This window comes from Actinomyces sp. oral taxon 169 (assembly GCF_013394715.1).
GTDB lineage: Bacteria > Actinomycetota > Actinomycetes > Actinomycetales > Actinomycetaceae > Actinomyces.
Map to the genome: position 1 here is coordinate 1037504 of NZ_CP058259.1, position 17824 is coordinate 1055327.

Genomic DNA, 17824 nt, shown 5'->3' on the forward strand with positions numbered 1-17824 from the left:
GTGACGTGAGTGATCGCATGCTCACAGGCACCGGGGTGGCGCCAACCGGGAGCATCTGCAACAATACCTCGTGACGTCAGATGTCAGACGTCCGATATCCTTTCAATGAAGAGAGTCACCACAATGGACAACCGTTTCACCGGCGTCATCCCGCCGGTCGTCACCCCTTTCACCGCTGCGGGCGAGGTTGACTTCGACAGCCTGGACAAGGTCGTCGAGCACCTCATCGCCGGTGGTGTCAACGGCCTGTTCGCCCTGGGGTCTTCCGGAGAGGTCGCTTACCTCACTGACGCCCAGCGCGACGCCGTCATCGAGCGGGTCGTCAAGGCTGCGGCAGGACGCGTCCCGGTGCTCGCCGGTGCCATCGACACCACCGCCCACCGGGTCATCGACCAGGCTCGTCGGGCAGCCGCCCTGGGCGCCGAGGCGATCGTGGCCACCTGCCCGTTCTACGCGCTCAACGACGCCGAGGAGATCAAGGCTCACTTCCGCGCCATCGCCGCGGCCATCGACGTCCCCGTCTTCGCCTACGACGTCCCCGTGCGCCTCGGCGGCGCGAAGCTCGGTTGCGACTTGCTCGTCGAGCTGGGCAAGGAGGGCGTCCTGGTCGGTGTCAAGGACTCCTCCGGCAACGACGTCGCCTTCCGCAGGCTGGTGGCCGCCAACGAGGCCGCGGGCCATCCCCTGGCCCTTCTGACCGGCCACGAGTGCGTCGTCGACGGCATGCTGCTGCTGGGTGCCGACGGCCTCGTCCCCGGGTACGGCAACGTGGACCCGGTCCGCTACGCCGAGATGTGGAAGGCCTCCCGCGAGGGGGCGTGGGACGAGGTGCGCCGCCTCCAGGACGAGGTCTGCGCCGGCTTCGAGATCGTCTTCGTACCCCAGGGCCGCTCGGCCGACGCGACCGGCATCGGCGCCTTCAAGACCGCCATGGAGGCGATCGGGATCATCGCCACCAACGAGATGGCCTTCCCCGTCAAGGCGCTCGAGGGCGAGACCAAGGAGCGGGTCCTGGAGATCGTCAAGGCCCAGGGCCTCATCTGACGTCCCGGCGGCTGCATGGCCGGTGGTCGCGGCACCGACCGATCCGGACATGCAGCCGCCGTGGCAGCAGCGAGGCCTAGAGCCTCGCATCAGGCGGCCTCCTGCGGCCGCCCCTCATTCATTCTTCACCCCGGTGCGCCAGCGCCCAGTATCCCGTCGGAGAGCGTCATGAGTCAGGATGTCCTCCCATCCACCCCCCTTGCCCCATCATCATCGTCGTCCGGTCAGGCCCCGCTCGTCGTCGGACTCGACCTGGGCGGCACCAAGATGGCCGCCGCACTGGTCGACTCCGGCGGGACCCTGCAAGGACCGGTGAGCTCCTGCCCGACCCCGGCTCACGAGGGTCCCTCCGCCATGCTCAATGCCATCAGCGGCCTGATCGCGACGGTCGTCGAGACCGGAACGCACCAGGAACCCGGCAAGGCCGCGGCGATCACGGCGGTTGGAATCGGTACCGCCGGCGTCGTCGACGTCGAGCGGGGGACCATCCTGTCGGCCACTGACGCCATCACCGGATGGGCCGGCACGCAGGTAGCGGCCGGCGTTCGCGAGCGGCTCGCCGCCCAGGGGCTGGGTGAGCTGCCGATCCACGTCGAGAACGACGTCGACGCCTACGCCGCCGGAGAGGCCTGGCTCGGTGCCGGTACCGGGGCCGAGGTCGTCCTCATGGTGGCGGTGGGCACAGGGGTCGGCGGCGCCCTCGTCCTCGATGGGCGAACCCGCAGGGGCGCCCATCACGTGGCCGGCGAGATCGCCCACGTCCCCGTCCCCGGGGCCCAGGGCGAACCCTGTACCTGCGGCAGGACGGGGCACCTGGAGGGCGTCACCGCCGGACCTCAGATCCACCGCCGCTACCTGGCCAAGGGCGGAGACCCCGACGTTCCCGACGCCCGCGGGGTCGAGGAGCGTGCCGCTGCTGGGGACGACATCGCTACGGAGGTCTACCGTGACTCGGCCACCTGCCTGGGCAGGGCACTGGCAGGACTGGTCACCGTGATCGACCCCGACGTCGTCGTCGTCTCCGGTGGCCTGGCCCGCGCCGGTGACTTGTGGTGGGAGCCCCTGCGGCAGACCTTCGCCGCAGAGATCATCGACCCCCTGGCTCCCATCAAGATCCTTCCCGCCACCCTGGGGACCACTGCGCCGATCGTCGGCGCGGCTCGCGGTGCCCTCGCCCTGGCTTCCAGCAACGACAACCACCGCCCCTAGCCGCCGGGCTTGGGCGCCATCAGACAGGACACACCTATGACCGAGCAGTCGTCTTCACAGCCGTCAACGCAGGCGCAGAGCGCCACGGCGGGGGGCCACCCCGTCCTGGAACGCCTCAGGGGAGGGCTCATCGCCTCCGCCCAGGCCTACCCGGGCGAGCCCATGCGCGACCCCCGCACCATGGACCAGGTGGCCCAGGCCTGCGTCGCCGGCGGCGCCGTCGGCATCCGTGCACAAGGACTGGCGGACCTGGCCCTCATCTGCCAGCACGTCGACGTCCCCGTCATCGGCCTGTGGAAGGACGGGCACGACGGCGTCTTCATCACCCCGACCCTCACCCACGCCATCGCCGTGGCCGCCACCGGAAGCCAGATCGTGGCACTGGACGGCACCCGGCGCCCCCGCCCCGACGGGCTGAGCCTGGCCCAGACCGTCGAGGGGCTGCGAGCGGCCCGCCCCGAGGTCCTCATCATGGCCGACTGCGGCTCCCTGGATGACGCCAAGGCCGCACAGGACGCGGGAGTGGACATCCTGGGGACCACCCTGGCCGGCTACACCGGGGAGCGTCCCAAGACCGACGGGCCCGACCTCGAGCTCGTCGACCAGATCGCCGGCATCGCGGAGGTCCCGCTGGTGGTGGAGGGCAGGGTCCACACGCCCGCGCAGGCGGCCGCCGCCATGGAGCACGGCGCCTTCGCCGTCGTCGTCGGAACCGCCATCACCCACCCGACGACCATCACCTCGTGGTTCGCCAACGCGCTGCCCGGCGCCCTGTGGAAGGAATGAACGGAAGGGCGCAAGGAAACGGCGCCGTTCCGCGACTCGCTCCGCGTGTGACGGATGTGACTGCTGTGGTGTAAATGTGCGAATTGTTACTCGCTACCCAGCGCGACACTCCGGTCTGACCTGACAAACCCAAGGTTTTATGCGTAGCGTTGCCAGAAGTGGCACCACACAAGGGTGTCCGTCCACGATCGAGAGGGAAGACATGTCCGTCAACCGCACCGAGCTCATCGCCGCCATCGCCGAGAAGGCCGGCCTGACCAAGACCGACGCCGACGCCTTCCTGGGAGCCTTCCAGGATGTCCTCGTTGAGAACGTCGCCAAGGGTGAGGCCGTGAAGATCACCGGCCTCATGGGTATCGAGCGCGTCGAGCGTGCCGCACGCACTGGCCGCAACCCCCGCACCGGTGAGGAGATTCAGATCCCCGCCGGCTACGGTGTCAAGGTCACCGTCGGCTCCTCGCTGAAGAAGGCTGTCACCGAGTGATACGTGGGGCCGCGCCCCTGATGTCCTGATTCCGGCCCGTTGCCGCCCAGCCGAGGCGTGGCAACGGGCCGAATCGTGTTCTCCTGCGGTGCCCTCCTCATCGGGCTGATGATGCTCAGGGCGGTTCTCCGGGAGGATGTCGGGATCAGTGATCTCCTCCCTGCGGCCGAGGGCTGAATAGGATAAGGCTTTTACAGTGGAAACATGTCTGCTTCCACATTCGCGGTGAGCTCGCCCGACGGCACAGACGCGGTTGGCGCACTGGCCGGGGCCTCGCCCGCTCCTGCCTCCGTTCCAGCACTTCAGATGAGGGGGCTGGTCAAGGCCTTCGATCGCAAAGTCGCGGTGGATCGGTTGAGCCTCGACATTCCCGTATCGAGCTTCTACGGCATCGTCGGCCCCAACGGAGCGGGCAAGACGACCAGCCTGTCGATGGCCACCGGCCTGCTACGACCCGACGCCGGTCAGGTACTCGTTCATGGCGTCGACGTGTGGACGCAGCCTCAGCGGGCCAAGACCCTCCTGGGGGTCCTGCCCGACGGGCTGCGCACCTTCGACCGACTCAACGGTCTTGAGCTCGTCACCTACTCCGGACTCCTGCGCGGGCTCGAGCGCGACGTCGTCGTGCCCCGGGCGACCGAGCTGGTCAAGGTACTGGGGCTGTGGGATGCCGGAACCACCCTGGTCGCCGACTACTCGGCGGGTATGCGCAAGAAGATCCACCTGGCCTGCGCCATGGTTCACTCGCCCTCCATCCTGGTCCTGGATGAGCCCTTCGAGGCCGTCGACCCGATCTCCGCCCAGACGATCCAGGCGATCTTGCGGGACTACGCCGCCGCCGGCGGCACCGTGGTCATCTCCAGCCACGTCATGGCCACGGTGCAGCGCCTGTGCGACCACGTGGCCATCATCAATGCCGGCCGGGTTGTCGCCGCAGGCACGACGGAGCAGGTCGCCGCCGGTGCGGACCTCGAGCAGCGCTTCACCGAGCTGGTGGGGGGCCATGTGCGAACGGAGGGGCTGTCATGGTTGCGACCCTCGTCAAGCTGAAGTGGCGCCTGACCCTCAACGCGCTGACCAAGAACGTCTGGGCCGTCATCGGGACCGTGTTCGGGGCCCTCTACGGTATCGGGGCGCTCGTCATGGTACTGGCCGGCGCCGTCGGACTGGGGCTCAAGGCCGCCCCTGACGTCATCGGGCTGGTTCTCGGGGCTCTCGGGGCGCTACTGGTGGCCGGTTGGGCCGTGGTGCCACTACTCGTCACCGGGGTCGACTCCACCCTGGATCCCCGCGCCATGGCGGCCTGGGCCGCTCCGTCCAGAGGGCTGGCGCTCGGCCTGGTGGCTGCCGGCGCCCTGGGGATCCCCGGTTGCATCACGGCTGCCGTCTGCCTCATCCCGGTTCTCACCTGGCTGCTGGCGGGCCAGCTCGCGGCGGCGCTCCTGGCGCTGCTGTGCGCTCCGGCCGCCCTGGCCGCCTGTGTCCTGCTGTCCCGGATCCTCGTGACGGCCGCAGGCATCTCCTCCTCGCGCCGGGGGCGTGAGACGACGGCGATCATCGCCTTTGTCGTCTTCTTGGTGGTGACGCAGGCACCGAATCTCATCGCCCGGATCCTCGGGGACGATCTCACCGGTTTTCTTCAGCAGCTCCGGACCCTGGCCAAGGTCATGGGGCTGAGCCCCTTCGGGTGGGCCTTCGCGGCTCCTGGCTTCATGTCCGCCGGTTCCGTGCCGGCGGCCCTGGCGCTGGCGGTCGGAGCGTGGATCCTCCCCGTGATCCTGCTGCCCCTGTGGCAGCGCGTGGTGGGCAAGGTGATGACCTCTCCGGGGGCGTCGCACACCCGGACGCGGGCCTACGCCGCCGATAGCGCGGGCTCCGACGCACGGAATCAGGGCCTGCCCGACGTGCTGCCGTGGGCCCGCAGGCTCAGCGCCGCTCTGCCTGCGCCCGCCGCCGTGGCGGCCCGCAGCCTGCGCTACTGGCGCACCGATCCCAGGTACCTGGTTCAGTTCCTGTCCGCCCTGCTCCTTCCCGTTGTGTTCGTTCTGGGTCCTTCTCTCAACTCCAGTCGGTTCTCCGCCAGCGCCAACGGCCAGCCGGTGGACACCAGCTTCGCCCTCGGGCACGCGCCGGCCCCGCTGCTGTTCATGGCACCCGGCCTGGCCGTCTTCATGGGATGGGTGATCCACGATGACCTCGGCCTGGACTCCACCGCCCTGTGGAGTCATATCAGCGCCGGGATCCGCGGGGCCCACGACCGTCTGGGGCGGGTGGTCGGGGCCGCCGTGTGGCAGGTTCCCGCGCTGGTCGTCATCGACCTGCTCATGGTCGCGTGGACGGGACGATGGGAGGCGCTGCCCGCCGTCACCGGCGCCTGCCTGGCTCTCTACGGCTGTGCGCTGGCCTGGTCCTGCCTTGCCAGCGTCCTGCTGCCCTACGAGACACTCGCCCCCGGGGACAGCCCCATGCGCTCGCGGACCTCGGGGACGGCCTTCCTGGCCGCGCTCATTCAGATGGCGGCGATCCTGCTTCTCCTGGCTGTGTGCTCCCCGGTCCTGGGGGTGGCGGTCTACGGCGTCGTCCAGGGGGCGCCGGTGTGGGGCTGGGTGGCGCTCGTCGCGGGGGGCGTGTGGTGCGGTCTGCTGCTGTGGGGCGGAGTCGTCTTCGGAGGGCGGGTGCTGGATCGGCGAGGACCTCAGGTTCTCGCCACGATCCGCACCTGGCCGGGACACTCCCAGCCGGTGTGATCGCCCTGGTCACACCGCAACGGAGTGATTGATTCTGATGACTCGGGGTAGGATTGCTTTAAAGTCGCTCACTCAGTGAGCGGCTCTCAGAGATCCGTACACCCCAAACCACCAGTTGTTATGTCAGAGAGGACATCACCGTGCAGCTTGTCATTCTGGATTCCGCGCAGGCGATCGCGCAGCGAGCGGCCGACGAGATCGAGGCATTGCTCAAGGACAAACCGGCCGCCGTGCTGGGGACCGCCACAGGCTCCTCACCCCTGCCCCTGTACGACGAGCTCACTGCTCGCTGCGCCGCCGGACGCCTCAGCTTCGCCGAGGTCACTGGATTCATGCTTGACGAGTACGTCGGCCTGCCCGCAGGCCACCCGGAGCGTTACGCCACCTTCATGGAGACCAACCTGCGCTCCCGCGTCGACATGCGTCCCGGCGCCCTCCACGGCCCGGACGCGCTGAGCGAGGACCTCGAGGCCGCCTGCCGGGACTACGAGGCGCAGATGGCTGCGGCCGGATACTGCGACCTGCAGATCCTCGGCATCGGCTCCGACGGGCACATCGGGTTCAACGAGCCCGGCGGCGCCCTCGACTCGCGCACGCACCTGGGCGAGCTCCACGAGCAGACCCGCCGGGACAACGCCCGCTTCTTCGGCGGCGACGTCGAGGCCGTGCCCACCCAGTGCATCACCCAGGGGCTGGCCACCATCATGGAGGCCCGCAAACTGGTCCTCATCGCCACCGGCGAGGGCAAGGCCGAGGCCATCGCCCAGCTCGTCGAAGGGGAGGTCAGCGCCCAGTGGCCGGCGACCGTCATGCAGCGTCACGACGACGCCCTCGTGCTGGTCGATCCCGCCGCCGCCAGCCGGCTCACCTCGACGCACTGACGACGGCGCAGGCTCTCCTCAAGGGAGAGCCTGCCCACAGGGGCGGGGCGGGCGACTGCCGGTGCGCGCTGTCCGACCTACACTGGGCGGCATGACAGACGTCCTCGCCAGTGCCGATCCCGGATCGCCCGGAGCCCCGACAGACCCGGCCGCCGAGCCCACCCAGGGCGTCGGTACGGCTGTCCTGGAGCGCGAGGAGCTCCAGTCGACCGATGACGGCGACGCCGACCGCTTCGCCCACTACGTCCGCAAGGACAAGATTGCCGCGGCCGCTGTCACCGGGCGTCCCGTTGTCGCCCTGTGCGGCAAGGTGTGGACGCCCGGGCGCGACCCGTCGAAGTACCCGGTGTGCCCCACCTGCAAGTCCATCTACGAGGAGATGCGCAACGGGGAGGGCTCCGGCGACGGCAAGGGGCCTCGCTTCCCCCGCTTCCCGTTCGGGCGAGGCGGTCGGTGAACGCCGCCCGCGGCGGCCAGGCGACCCATCCCACCCCGACACGAGCCTCGACGTCGGCGGCCCAGAACCTCTCCCCGGCCTACCCGCGCCGCGCCGCCTGGGGGACAGCAGGTTCACTGCGCGCCTGGCAGGCCGCTGCGCTCGGGCAGTACCTGGAGACGATGCCCCAGGACTTCCTGGCGGTGGCCACCCCCGGGGCGGGTAAGACGACCTTCGCGCTGCGAGTGGCCACCGAGCTGCTCAGCTCCGGAGACGTCCACAAGGTGACGATCGTCTGCCCCACTGAGCACCTCAAGTACCAGTGGGCCGAGGCCGCCGCCCGTGTCGGCATCCATATCGACCCCTCCTACTCCAACTCCCAAGGGGCACTCGGCTCGCGCTTCGACGGCGTCGCCCTGACCTACGCCCAGGTGGCAGCCAACGCCAACCTGCACCGCGCCCGCACCGACCAGGCCCGCACCCTGGTCATCCTCGACGAGATCCACCACGGGGGAGACGCCCTGAGCTGGGGAGACGCGATCCGGGAGGCCTTCACCCCGGCACGGAGGCGACTGGCCCTGACCGGGACCCCCTTCCGCTCCGACACCTCCCCGATCCCCTTCGTGCGCTACAAGGAGGACGCCTCCGGGGCGAAGCGCTCCCAGGCGGACTACTCCTACGGCTACTCCGACGCCCTGCGCGACGGAGTCGTGCGCCCGGTGATGTTCATGTCCTACTCGGGGCAGATGCGGTGGCGCACCAAGGCCGGCGACGAGGTTGCGGCGCGCCTGGGCGAGCCCCTCACCAAGGACCTGGAGTCCCAGGCCTGGCGCACCGCGCTCGACCCGGCGGGGGAGTGGATCCCCGCGGTCCTGGCCGCCGCCGACCAGCGCCTGACCGAGGTGCGCCGCCAGGTCCCCGACGCCGGAGCCCTCGTCATCGCCTCCGACCAGGCCAAGGCCCGCGCCTACGCCAAGCAGCTGCGCGCTATCACCGGTGAGGCCCCCACCGTGGTCCTCTCCGACGACAACGGCGCCTCCAGCCGCATCGAGGCCTTCTCCGCCTCGACCGACCGCTGGCTGGTGGCCGTGCGCATGGTCTCCGAGGGAGTGGACGTGCCCCGCCTGGCCGTGGGCGTCTACGCCACCTCCACCTCCACGCCGCTCTTCTTCGCCCAGGCCGTGGGGCGCTTCGTGCGCTCGCGGGCTAGGGGGGAGACCGCCTCGGTGTTCCTCCCCTCGGTCACGCCGCTGCTGGCCCTGGCCGGGGAGATGGAGGTGGCCCGTGACCACGTCCTGAGCCGCCCCGACTCGGCGGCGCAGGAGGACGCCCTGTTCAGTCCCGAGGACCGGCTCCTCGCCGAGGCCAACAAGACTGAGAACGCCTCGGCCGAGCTGCTGCCGGGCTTCGAGGCCATGGACAGCCAGGCCGAGTTCGATCGGGTGCTCTTCGACGGCGGCGAGTTCGGCACCGGCGCCATGGTGGGCAGCATCGAGGAGCAGGAGTACCTGGGGCTGCCCGGTCTGCTGGAGCCCGAGCAGGTGACCGCCCTGCTGCGCCAGCGCCAGGACAAGCAGATCGCCTCTCAGAAGAAGCAGGCCGCCGCTGAGGCGCAGAGGCGCAAGAACTCAGGCGTCGACGACGCCCGGCGCCGAGCAGCGGCCCGTAAGGAGCTCTCCCAGCTGGTGGCCGCCTGGGCCCGCCGCTCGAGCCAGCCCCACGGCGTCGTCCACAACGAGCTCAGGCGCGTGTGCGGGGGGCCGGAGGTCGCGGCCGCCTCCACCGAGGAGATCGAGAAGCGCATCCAGACCCTGCGGCGCTGGTTCGTCGGCAAGCGCTGACAGCGCTGATAAGGCTGACGACACAACGCCGACAACTCTGACAACGCTGACAAGGAGCGCCGGCCAGGGGCGGGATGCGCCCCTGGCCGCCGGTCAGCGTCGGGTGGCGCCTCGCCCGTCGAGGTCGATGTGACGGGTCGGCAGCGCCGACTCGCCGTCGCTCAGACGCCAGGCGTCGTAGGGGAGCTCGGCGCGCGACGCCCGGTGCCGCTCCGCTGCGGCGCTCAAGGCCTCCTTGCCGCGGTGCTCCTCGATGATCCGGCCCTCATCGACCAGGAGCACCTGAAGCGGCCGGGCACCGGCCTGGCTCAACGCCGACATCCCCTCGTCCTGCGAGCTGGAGGCGACCACCAGCTCCTCGGCGGCCGTGCCCTCGGAGCTGAGGATGCGGCCGGCCCACTTGCGGCCGCCCACGGTGGACTTGCCGCCCGAGGAGAACTTGGCGACCTCCTCCATGGTGCCGTCGGCGCCCTCGCGCTCCACCAGCTTGTAGACGAGCGCCGCAGTCGGGCGCCCTGAGCCCGTGACGAGCTTGGTGCCCACACCGTAGGAGTCCACGGGGGCCGCCCCCAGTGCTGCGATGGCGTGCTCGTCGAGGTCGTTGGTGACGGTGATCCTCGTCGAGGTCGCCCCCAGGGCGTCGAGCTGGGCACGCACCTTGAAGGCCTCGGCCACCAGGTCGCCGGAGTCCAGGCGCACCGCCCCGAGCTCACCGCCGGCGGCGCGGGCCGCCTTGACCGCCCGCTCCACGCCGGTGGCGATGTCATAGGTGTCCACCAGGATCGTGGTGCTCGGTCCGAGGCTGGCCACCTGCGCCGCGAAGGCCTCCTCCTCGGTGTCGTGCAGGAGGGTGAAGGAGTGAGCTGAGGTCCCCACGGTGGAAATGCCGTAGAGGAGCCCCGCCTCCAGGTTGCTCGTCCCCACGAAACCGCCGACGACCGAGGCCCTGGCCGCGGCGACGGCCGCCTGCTCGTGAGCCCGGCGCGCCCCGAAGTCCACGCAGGGACGCCCGTGGGCGGCGATGGTCATGCGGGAGGCGGCTGCGGCGACGGCGCAGTCGTAGTTGTAGATCGACAGGGCCAGGGTCTCCAGGATGCAGGCCTCGGCGAAGGTGCCCTCCACGGTCAGCAGCGGAGAACCGGCGAAGTAGCACTCGCCCTCGGCGTAGCCGCGGATCGTCCCGGAGAAGCGGTAGTCGCGCAGGAAGTCCAGGGTCTCGTCGTTGACGACCCCGGTGCGGTGCAGGAAGTCGATCTGCGCGGGGGTGAACGTGAAGGCCTCGATGGCGTCCAGCAGCCGACCGGTGCCCGCCACCACACCGAAGCGGCGTGACCCGGGGAGTCTGCGGCCGAAGAGCTCGAAGACGCTGCGCCGTGAGGCGGCCCCCGATGCCAGTGCACCTTGCAGCATCGTGAGCTCGTACATGTCGGTCAGCAAGGAGGTTGAGGCCGTGGACACGTCCACGGAGGCGGCGGTGGAATCGGCAGAGGGCGCGTAGCTGTTCACGGGAACAACCTATCGCGGCTCACCGCTACCCTGGTGGTATGAGCACCTCGTTGCCCGTTGCGGAACCGGAGATCCTGGAGGAGTCGCGCGTCCGTGCCCAGCACCTGTGGTGCACCGTGGTTCACGATGACCCGGTCAACACGATGAGCTATGTGACCTGGGTGTTCCACTCCTACTTCGGTTTCTCGCTGCCTGTGGCCGAGGCGCGGATGATGCAGGTGCACACCACCGGCCGTGCCGTGGTCTCCCGGGGAGCCCGCGAGCGCATGGAGGTCGATGTCACGGCGATGCACGGATACGGCCTGCACGCCACCATCGAGCCCATGGGTGACGACGCTGGTGCGGACGACTCTCCAGGAGGTCGCTGATGCGAGCCTTTCGCCGCGTCCCCGAGGGGCTGGCCTGCGGCCTTGAAGACTGGGAGCGCGAGCTTCTGGCCAGGCTGGCCCTGGAGGTGAGGGCCCTTCTCCAAGCGGATGCTCCCGAGGGGGCCGGCCAGTCCGAGACCTCCTTGCCGTCGCGCCCCGACCCGGTGCGCCCGGGGGAGAGCGAGCGGGATCGTGAGGTCCTGGAGGCCCTGGACTTCGATCTCGATCCGCCGACCAACCACGTTCACCCCGGCCGCCCGAGCACGGACCCCGTTATCGCCGTCCTGCTCCCGCAGGCCTCGGAGGATCCCATCACCTCGATGGAGGTCAGCAGTCTGACTCGTGCGCGCCTGCGGGGTGACAAGGTCGACCGCCTGGCGCACATGGCCGCCGAGCTGCGTGCGCCGTCGGGCCCTGAGGGAACGGTGCTCGTGGCCCCGGGCCAGGAGTCCGACTGGCTGGGGGCGAGCAATGACATCCGGCTCGTGCTGGCCCAGCGCCTGGGCATCGAGTCGGCTCAGGACGCCGAGTCCGTTCACGCAGCCGCCTTCCAGGAGGCCCCTGAGGAGGAGACGTCTCGCGAGCAGTGGTACCGGGGGACGGCGCTCGTCTACGACATGATCACCTGGTGGCAGGAATCACTGATATGCGCGCTGTTCGGGGGCACAGGGCCCGCATAGTCTCGCGGTGTGAATGATGCTCCGATCGGGATGTTCGACTCTGGGGTCGGTGGCCTCACCGTCGCCCGTTCTGTCCTCGACCAGCTGCCCCAAGAGCAGGTGCTGTACATCGGGGACACCGCCAACAGTCCCTACGGTCCCAGGGACATCGCCGAGGTCCGGTCCCTGGCTCTGGGCATCATGGACGAGCTCGTGGACCGCGGGGTCAAGCTGCTCGTCATCGCCTGCAACACCGCCTCGGCGGCCGTCCTGCACGATGCGCGCGAGCGCTACACCCTGGGGCGGGGAGTCCCGGTCATCGAGGTCATCCACCCGGCGGCACGTACCGCGGCCCGAGTGACCCGCAACGGCAAGGTGGGGCTGATCGCCACCCGCGGGACGGTCGACTCGCGCGCCTACGACGACGCCCTCCAGGCCGTTCCCGGCGTCGAGCTCGTCTCACAGGCGTGCCCGCGTTTCGTCGAGCTGGCCGAGCGGGGGGTGACCACCGGCCCTGAGGTGCTCGACGTCGCCGAGGAGTACCTGGCCCCCATCAAGGCCGCCGGCGTGGACACCCTCATCCTCGGCTGCACCCACTACCCGTTGCTGGTGGGGCCGATCTCCTACGTCATGGGGCGGGACGTGACCCTGGTGACCTCCTCGGACGAGACCGCCAAGGACGTCTACCGGGCACTGGCCGGCAAGAACCTTCTGCGCGGACCGGAGGCCCCCGAACCGCGCCACGACTTCGCCTCCACCGGCGACCCGGAGGCCTTTTCTGTCCTGGCCCGGCGCTTCCTGGGCCCCGAGGTCACCGCCGTTGAGCATGTCGCCTTCGCCCCTGGGGCAGCCGGCGCCCCTGCCGGGCCGCCCCACCCTCCCTCACCTCCCACCTCCCACCAAGGATCCGCATGAGACTCACGATTATCGGCTGCTCCGGCTCCATGTCGGGCCCCCAATCCTCGGCCTCCTCCTACCTGGTGCAGGCCGAAGGAGTCGACGCTGACGGCGCGGTGCGCACCTACTCGATCGTGCTGGACCTCGGGCCCGGGTCGATGGGGCAGCTGCTGCGCCACCTCGATCCCGCCGAGCTCGACGCCATTGCGATCTCTCACTGCCACGCAGATCACATGGTGGACCTGGTGGGCATGCACGTCTACCGGCGCTGGCTACCCACCGGGGCGCTCGGGCCGGTGGCCTGCCTGGGGCCCTCGGAGCTGCTGGAGCGCCTCCAGGGGGTCGACGGCGTCCCGCCCAGTGAGCGCTACGCCACGGAGTTCGGCTTCGTCACCGCCGTGCCCGGCAGGTCCTACAGCGTGGGCCCCTTGGTGATCTCCCCCTTCGAGGCGCTCCACCCTGTGGAGGCCTACGGCTACCGGATCGAGGGCCCCAGCGAGGAGGATCCCTCCCGTCGGGTCAGCCTGGCCTTCACCGGGGACACGGACACCTGCCAGACGATGAGCGACATGGCTCAGGGAGTAGACCTCCTCCTGGCCGAGGCGGCCTTCGTCGAGGGCCGCGACACCGTGGGCGGCATGCACATGACGGGGCGTCGCGCCGGCGAGCTCGCCGCCCAGGCCGGCGCGGGGCACCTGGTCCTCACCCACATCCAGCCCTGGACGGATCCGGCCGTGCCCCTCAAGGAGGCCGCAACCGTCTACTCCGGCCCATTGGAGGCGGCGACGGCGGACGCCGTCTGGGAGCTGTGAGCGCTGACGGGCACGATCGCCCCGCCCCGCGCAGAACCGTCTCCTTCACCCCGGCTCTTCCCGACGGGGAGGACTGCCCCTGGACCCGGGGAAGACGGACTCGCTGGTGGCTGGTGGTTCCCGCCGACCTGGCGGCGGTGGCCCTCGTGGCCCTGTTCGGTGCCGCCTCCACCCGCAGCCTCGGGCAGGTTCCCGCCTCCCTGTGGCAGGCGGGTGCGGCCCTCCTCGTCGCCTGGGGCGTGACCTGGCTCGTGCGACGCTCCCGCCCCGATCACCTGGAGATGGCGCTGCCCGAGGGGCTCATCGTCGTGGGGGTCAGCTGGGTGGTCTGGACCGCGTTGCGCCAGGCGGCATCCGCATTCGACAACGTGTCCGCCATGGCCTCCTGGGCGGTGATGACCGGGGCCTTCCTCCTGGTGTTCCTGGGCGGATGGAGATGGCTCTACGGCTATGTGCGGGCCCACGACTCCCTGACCCCCAAGCCCGTGGCGCGGCGCCTCGCCGAGCAGGAGAGGGAGGGCACCTAGCCCCGCCGGAGGCGGCCCGACTCGTTCCGGTAACAGGGCGCTGTCTTTAGCTGTCTTTATGGCGTGACAACCTGGTCATTCGTACTTTGGCGCCATGCAGCACTGCGCCAACCGACGTCGACCGCATCGGTGGGTCGGCGTCCTGATCGCCGTCTGCCTCATCCTGGGAGGAACGGTGGGCGGATCGGTCGTCTACCTCCACAGGCGCGAGGGGCGGGCTCCGCGCGGAACCATCCTCATGGGCCAGGACGTGACCGGTATCGACCGGTCGACCCTGACCGCGCTCGTGCTTCAGCGGGCCGCGTCGGCGTCACTGACGCTGACAGTCGACGGAACCCCCACCACGGTTCCGCTGGCCCAGATCGCCCAGGTCGATGCCCGGGCCACCGTGGAGGCCGCCGTGTCCGGGGCGGGGTCACTGGTGACCCACCTGCACGGCGTCATGGGGACACGGCAGGTGGCGGTGCGGTACGTGGTCGACAAGGAGGCCCGCGCCGCACTGGTGTCGCAGCTCAGCAGCACGCTGCGCAACCACGTCGTCGAGCCGGCAGTGACCTGGAACGAGGGCAGCGGCGGCTTCACCGCCTCAGCGGGACGAGCCGGCAACGCCATCGACCCCGTTGATCTCGACTCGGCGCTCGACGTCGCCGCACGCGAGCTGGCGAAGAACCACACCGCGCCGGTGTCGATCCGCCGGACCGATCCCACGGTGAGCGCCCAGGAGGCGAGCTCGGTCGCACAATCGGCAACCGCGCTGCTGGACGCCGAGCTCCAGCTGACGGTTGACGGCGTAGCGCACGCCGCCTCCAAGGCTCAGAAGGCCTCATGGATCGACTTCCCCGTCAAGGAGGGCCGCATCGTGCCGACGGTCTCCCAGGAGAGGATCAGGACCTGGGTGACCTCACTGAGCACGCCGGAGGAGCGCACACCGGTCAACGCCATCAACGACGTCGACTCAGCCGGCACGGTGCTCCAGCTCGCCCGCCCGGGCAAGGCCGGAAGGAAGGCCGGCAACATCGAGCCGGTGACGGCGGCGCTGGTCAAGGGACTCGGCCAGGGCAGGAGCGTCAGCCAGCAGATCAGCTGGGACGAGGTGCCCCACTCCACCGAGAACCGAGTGGTGCCCAACGGGCCGGAGCGCTTCGCCTACCAGGCCAAGGCGGGGGAGAAGTGGGTCGATGTCAACCTCACCGACTCAACACTGACCGCCTACGAGGGGCAGAAGGTCGTCTACGGGCCGATCCTCATCAACCACGGCGGTGTCGGGCACGAGACCGTCACCGGCACCTACAAGATCTACCTGCGCTACCAGGCGCAGGACATGGGCTGCACCCCCGAGTGGCCCTACTGCGAACGAGGGGTCCCGTGGGTGAGCTACTGGCACGACAGCTACGCCCTCCACGGCGCCCCCTGGGTCAAGGAGTTCGGTATCGGGACGGATGAGTCCTCGCACGGCTGCATCAACATCCCGGTGCCGGACGCTCAGGCGATCTGGCAGTGGTCCGAGATCGGTACCACCGTGGTGACACACTACTGACGGCACTTCACTGATGGCGCCCTCGCGGGCTCAGCCGGCCAGGACCTCGGCCAAGACCGGCGCCAGGGCGCGGAAGGCCTGTCCCCGGTGGGAGATGGCGTGCTTCTCCTCAGGCGTCATCTGGGCGGTGGTGCGGCCCCGACCGCCCGGCTCATCCTCCTGGACGGGCACGAAGATCGGGTCGTAGCCGAAGCCCCCCTCACCCTGAGGAGCGTGGACCAGGCGCCCCTCCATGGAGCGCTCGATGGTCGTGACCTGCTCCGCCTGCCCGCCGGAGGCCGGCTGGACCAGGACCGCCGCGCAGGTGAAGCGGGCGCCGCGGTGCGGGTCGGCGACGTCGCCCAGCTGGTCCAGGAGCAGCTGAAGGTTCGCGGTGTCGTCCCCGTGCCGGCCGCTCCAGCGCGCCGAGAAGATCCCCGGAGCCCCGCCCAGGACGTCGACGCACAGGCCCGAGTCATCGGCGACCGCGGGCAGGCCCGTGGCCCGGGCCAGGGCACGGGCCTTGAGCAGGGCGTTGTCGGCGAAGGACAGACCGTCCTCCACCGGCTCAGGCGCCTGGAGGGAGGCAGCCGAGATGACGGATTCGGGCACCAGTCCGGGCACGAGCGGCGTCAGGATCTGCCGCAGCTCGGCCAGCTTGCCGGCGTTGTGGGTGGCCAGGACGAGGCGGGCTCCGGCGGGCACCTGGACCCGGTTCGTGAGCGGGGCGCCGTCGGCGCCTGATGAGGCACTCACGGCTCAGGCCTGCGTGGACTGGGGCGAGGAGTCCGCCGAGGACACGGTGAAGGGCTCACCGCTGGGGCCGGCCAGGGCCTGGCGCTGGAGCGCCGCCAGGCGGCTGTTGCCGGTGGCGGCCAGGTCGAGCAGCTCTCCGAGCTCGGAGCGGTCGAAGGGGGCGTGCTCGGCGGTGCCCTGAACCTCGATGAAGCGTCCGTCCCCGGTCTGGACGACGTTCATGTCGGTCTGGGCGCGCACGTCCTCCTCATAGGGCAGGTCGAGGCAGGGGACGCCGTCGATGATCCCCACCGAGATGGCCGACAGGGAGTCGGAGAGTACCGGCTTGCCGGGGCGGGCCTTGATGAGGCCGCGCTGCGTGCCCCAGGCGACGGCGTCGGCCAGGGCCACGTAGGCGCCGGTGATCGCCGCGGTGCGGGTGCCGCCGTCGGCCTGCAGCACGTCGCAGTCCAGGGCGATCGTGTTCTCACCCAGTGCGGCGACGTCGATGATGCCGCGCAGGCTACGGCCGATGAGGCGGGAGATCTCGTGGGTGCGGCCACCGACCTTGCCCCGTACGGACTCCCGGCTGGAGCGCTCCGAGCCGGCCCGGGGGAGCATGGCGTACTCGGCGGTCACCCAGCCCTCGCCACTGCCCTTGCGCCAGCGCGGGACGCCCTCGGTGAAGGAGGCGGCGCACAGGACCCGGGTGCGCCCGAAGGTCACCAGGACTGATCCCTCGGCGTGGTCGAGCCAGTGGCGGGTCATGGTCACGGGGCGCAGCTCGTCGACGGCGCGGCCGTCCTTGCGGGTGAAGGGGGCAGTTGTCATGGGCTCAGGCTACCCGGCGGCCATCCGGTATCGGGGCGGCTCAGCACCGCGGGATGCTTCATGTCTGTAGTCCGCACCGGTGGTCAGGCGGTAGCGTTCGTTGAGATATCTGCTTGCGGCCGTGAGCCGACGGAGACAACAGAGGAGAACACCTATGACCTATGTCAACATCACCGCACTGACCTTCCCCGAGGGCGCCCAGGCCGAGATCGAGAAGCGCTTCGCCGCCCGGAAGCGAGGCGTTGACACCTCGCAGGGCTTTCAGGGCTTCGAGCTGCTGCGCCCGCTGGTCGGAGAGGACCGCTACTTCGTGGTGACCCGGTGGGACAGGCGCGAGGACTACGAGCGCTGGAGCGCGGCGCGGCCCGCCGGCGGGCACGAGGACGACAAGCGCCGGGGCATGAGCGTGGAGGTCCTCGGCTTCGAGGTCGTCCAGCACGAGGAGTGACTCAGGACGTCGCCGGGCGTAAGTGCGGTGATGGGGAGGGAAGCGACACTGCGTCATAGCCCGGCGCCTCCGCCTCCCGGGACTGGAGGCGGGAATC

19 protein-coding genes are annotated in these 17824 nt (G+C 70.3%); 16 read left to right on the top strand and 3 right to left on the bottom strand.

What is annotated here, in order from left to right:
* Positions 1-123 precede the first annotated feature (123 nt).
* From HW274_RS04440 to HW274_RS04480, 9 genes are all read left to right on the top strand, one after another.
* Positions 124-1044, top strand: coding sequence for a dihydrodipicolinate synthase family protein (locus HW274_RS04440; protein ID WP_185989300.1), 921 nt, complete (start codon positions 124-126; stop codon positions 1042-1044).
* A gap of 168 nt (positions 1045-1212) precedes the next feature.
* Positions 1213-2253: an ROK family protein gene (locus tag HW274_RS04445; protein ID WP_185989301.1), complete on the top strand. Its 1041-nt coding sequence runs from the start codon at positions 1213-1215 to the stop codon at positions 2251-2253.
* A gap of 36 nt (positions 2254-2289) precedes the next feature.
* Positions 2290-3039: an N-acetylmannosamine-6-phosphate 2-epimerase gene (locus HW274_RS04450; RefSeq protein WP_185989302.1), complete on the top strand. Its 750-nt coding sequence runs from the start codon at positions 2290-2292 to the stop codon at positions 3037-3039.
* A 202-nt stretch (positions 3040-3241) separates the two neighbouring features.
* Positions 3242-3523 carry an HU family DNA-binding protein gene (locus tag HW274_RS04455; protein ID WP_185989303.1) on the top strand — a complete coding sequence of 94 codons (282 nt, stop codon included), beginning with the start codon at positions 3242-3244 and terminating at the stop codon, positions 3521-3523.
* A gap of 204 nt (positions 3524-3727) precedes the next feature.
* Positions 3728-4573: an ABC transporter ATP-binding protein gene (locus HW274_RS04460; protein WP_029316630.1), complete on the top strand. Its 846-nt coding sequence runs from the start codon at positions 3728-3730 to the stop codon at positions 4571-4573.
* Positions 4549-6270 carry a transporter gene (locus tag HW274_RS04465; protein ID WP_185989304.1) on the top strand — a complete coding sequence of 574 codons (1722 nt, stop codon included), beginning with the start codon at positions 4549-4551 and terminating at the stop codon, positions 6268-6270. The genes HW274_RS04460 and HW274_RS04465 overlap by 25 nt, the downstream gene beginning before the upstream one ends.
* Before the next feature lie 140 nt (positions 6271-6410).
* The gene (gene nagB, locus HW274_RS04470; RefSeq protein WP_065361579.1) at positions 6411-7151 is read left to right on the top strand and encodes a glucosamine-6-phosphate deaminase; all 741 of its coding nucleotides are present in this window, start codon (positions 6411-6413) and stop codon (positions 7149-7151) included.
* A gap of 91 nt (positions 7152-7242) precedes the next feature.
* Positions 7243-7608 (top strand): DUF3039 domain-containing protein, encoded by a 366-nt coding sequence (locus HW274_RS04475; RefSeq protein ID WP_004565276.1) that lies wholly within the window; start codon positions 7243-7245, stop codon positions 7606-7608.
* Positions 7605-9428 carry a DEAD/DEAH box helicase gene (locus HW274_RS04480; protein ID WP_075379566.1) on the top strand — a complete coding sequence of 608 codons (1824 nt, stop codon included), beginning with the start codon at positions 7605-7607 and terminating at the stop codon, positions 9426-9428. The genes HW274_RS04475 and HW274_RS04480 overlap by 4 nt, the downstream gene beginning before the upstream one ends.
* A gap of 93 nt (positions 9429-9521) precedes the next feature.
* Here HW274_RS04480 and HW274_RS04485 read toward each other — a convergent pair whose 3' ends face one another.
* Positions 9522-10934: a nicotinate phosphoribosyltransferase gene (locus tag HW274_RS04485; RefSeq protein ID WP_185989305.1), complete on the bottom strand. Its 1413-nt coding sequence runs from the start codon at positions 10932-10934 to the stop codon at positions 9522-9524.
* A 38-nt stretch (positions 10935-10972) separates the two neighbouring features.
* On the opposite strand from HW274_RS04485, the gene clpS reads away from it, so the two are divergent.
* The 6 genes from clpS to HW274_RS04515 all read left to right on the top strand — a co-directional run bounded on the left by clpS (position 10973) and on the right by HW274_RS04515 (position 15734).
* Positions 10973-11302, top strand: coding sequence for an ATP-dependent Clp protease adapter ClpS (gene clpS / locus HW274_RS04490; protein ID WP_075254540.1), 330 nt, complete (start codon positions 10973-10975; stop codon positions 11300-11302).
* Positions 11302-11982 (top strand): DUF2017 family protein, encoded by a 681-nt coding sequence (locus tag HW274_RS04495; RefSeq protein WP_185989306.1) that lies wholly within the window; start codon positions 11302-11304, stop codon positions 11980-11982. The genes clpS and HW274_RS04495 overlap by 1 nt, the downstream gene beginning before the upstream one ends.
* Positions 11983-12012: 30 nt before the next feature.
* Complete coding sequence (gene murI, locus HW274_RS04500; RefSeq protein WP_218638310.1) at positions 12013-12876, top strand: glutamate racemase; 864 nt, start codon at positions 12013-12015, stop codon at positions 12874-12876.
* A complete protein-coding gene (locus HW274_RS04505) occupies positions 12873-13670 on the top strand; it encodes an MBL fold metallo-hydrolase (RefSeq protein WP_185989307.1) in 798 nt (265 codons plus the stop codon). Before murI ends, HW274_RS04505 begins: the two co-directional genes overlap by 4 nt.
* A complete protein-coding gene (locus HW274_RS04510) occupies positions 13667-14197 on the top strand; it encodes a DUF3054 domain-containing protein (protein ID WP_260679185.1) in 531 nt (176 codons plus the stop codon). Before HW274_RS04505 ends, HW274_RS04510 begins: the two co-directional genes overlap by 4 nt.
* 94 nt (positions 14198-14291) lie before the next feature.
* A complete protein-coding gene (locus tag HW274_RS04515; protein ID WP_185989308.1) occupies positions 14292-15734 on the top strand; it encodes a L,D-transpeptidase in 1443 nt (480 codons plus the stop codon).
* 30 nt (positions 15735-15764) lie between these two features.
* Here HW274_RS04515 and rdgB read toward each other — a convergent pair whose 3' ends face one another.
* Together rdgB and rph are read right to left on the bottom strand one after the other, a co-directional pair.
* Positions 15765-16469, bottom strand: a complete 705-nt coding sequence (rdgB, locus tag HW274_RS04520) for an RdgB/HAM1 family non-canonical purine NTP pyrophosphatase (RefSeq protein ID WP_075254534.1) — start codon at positions 16467-16469, stop codon at positions 15765-15767.
* Positions 16470-16472: 3 nt separating this feature from the next.
* Positions 16473-17279 carry a ribonuclease PH gene (rph, locus tag HW274_RS04525; RefSeq protein ID WP_075254533.1) on the bottom strand — a complete coding sequence of 269 codons (807 nt, stop codon included), beginning with the start codon at positions 17277-17279 and terminating at the stop codon, positions 16473-16475.
* A 154-nt stretch (positions 17280-17433) separates the two neighbouring features.
* Here rph and HW274_RS04530 point away from each other — a divergent pair, with 154 nt between their 5' ends.
* Entirely contained in the window at positions 17434-17727 is a 294-nt protein-coding gene (locus HW274_RS04530) for an antibiotic biosynthesis monooxygenase (RefSeq protein ID WP_004565265.1), read from the top strand.
* Positions 17728-17824 lie beyond the last annotated feature (97 nt).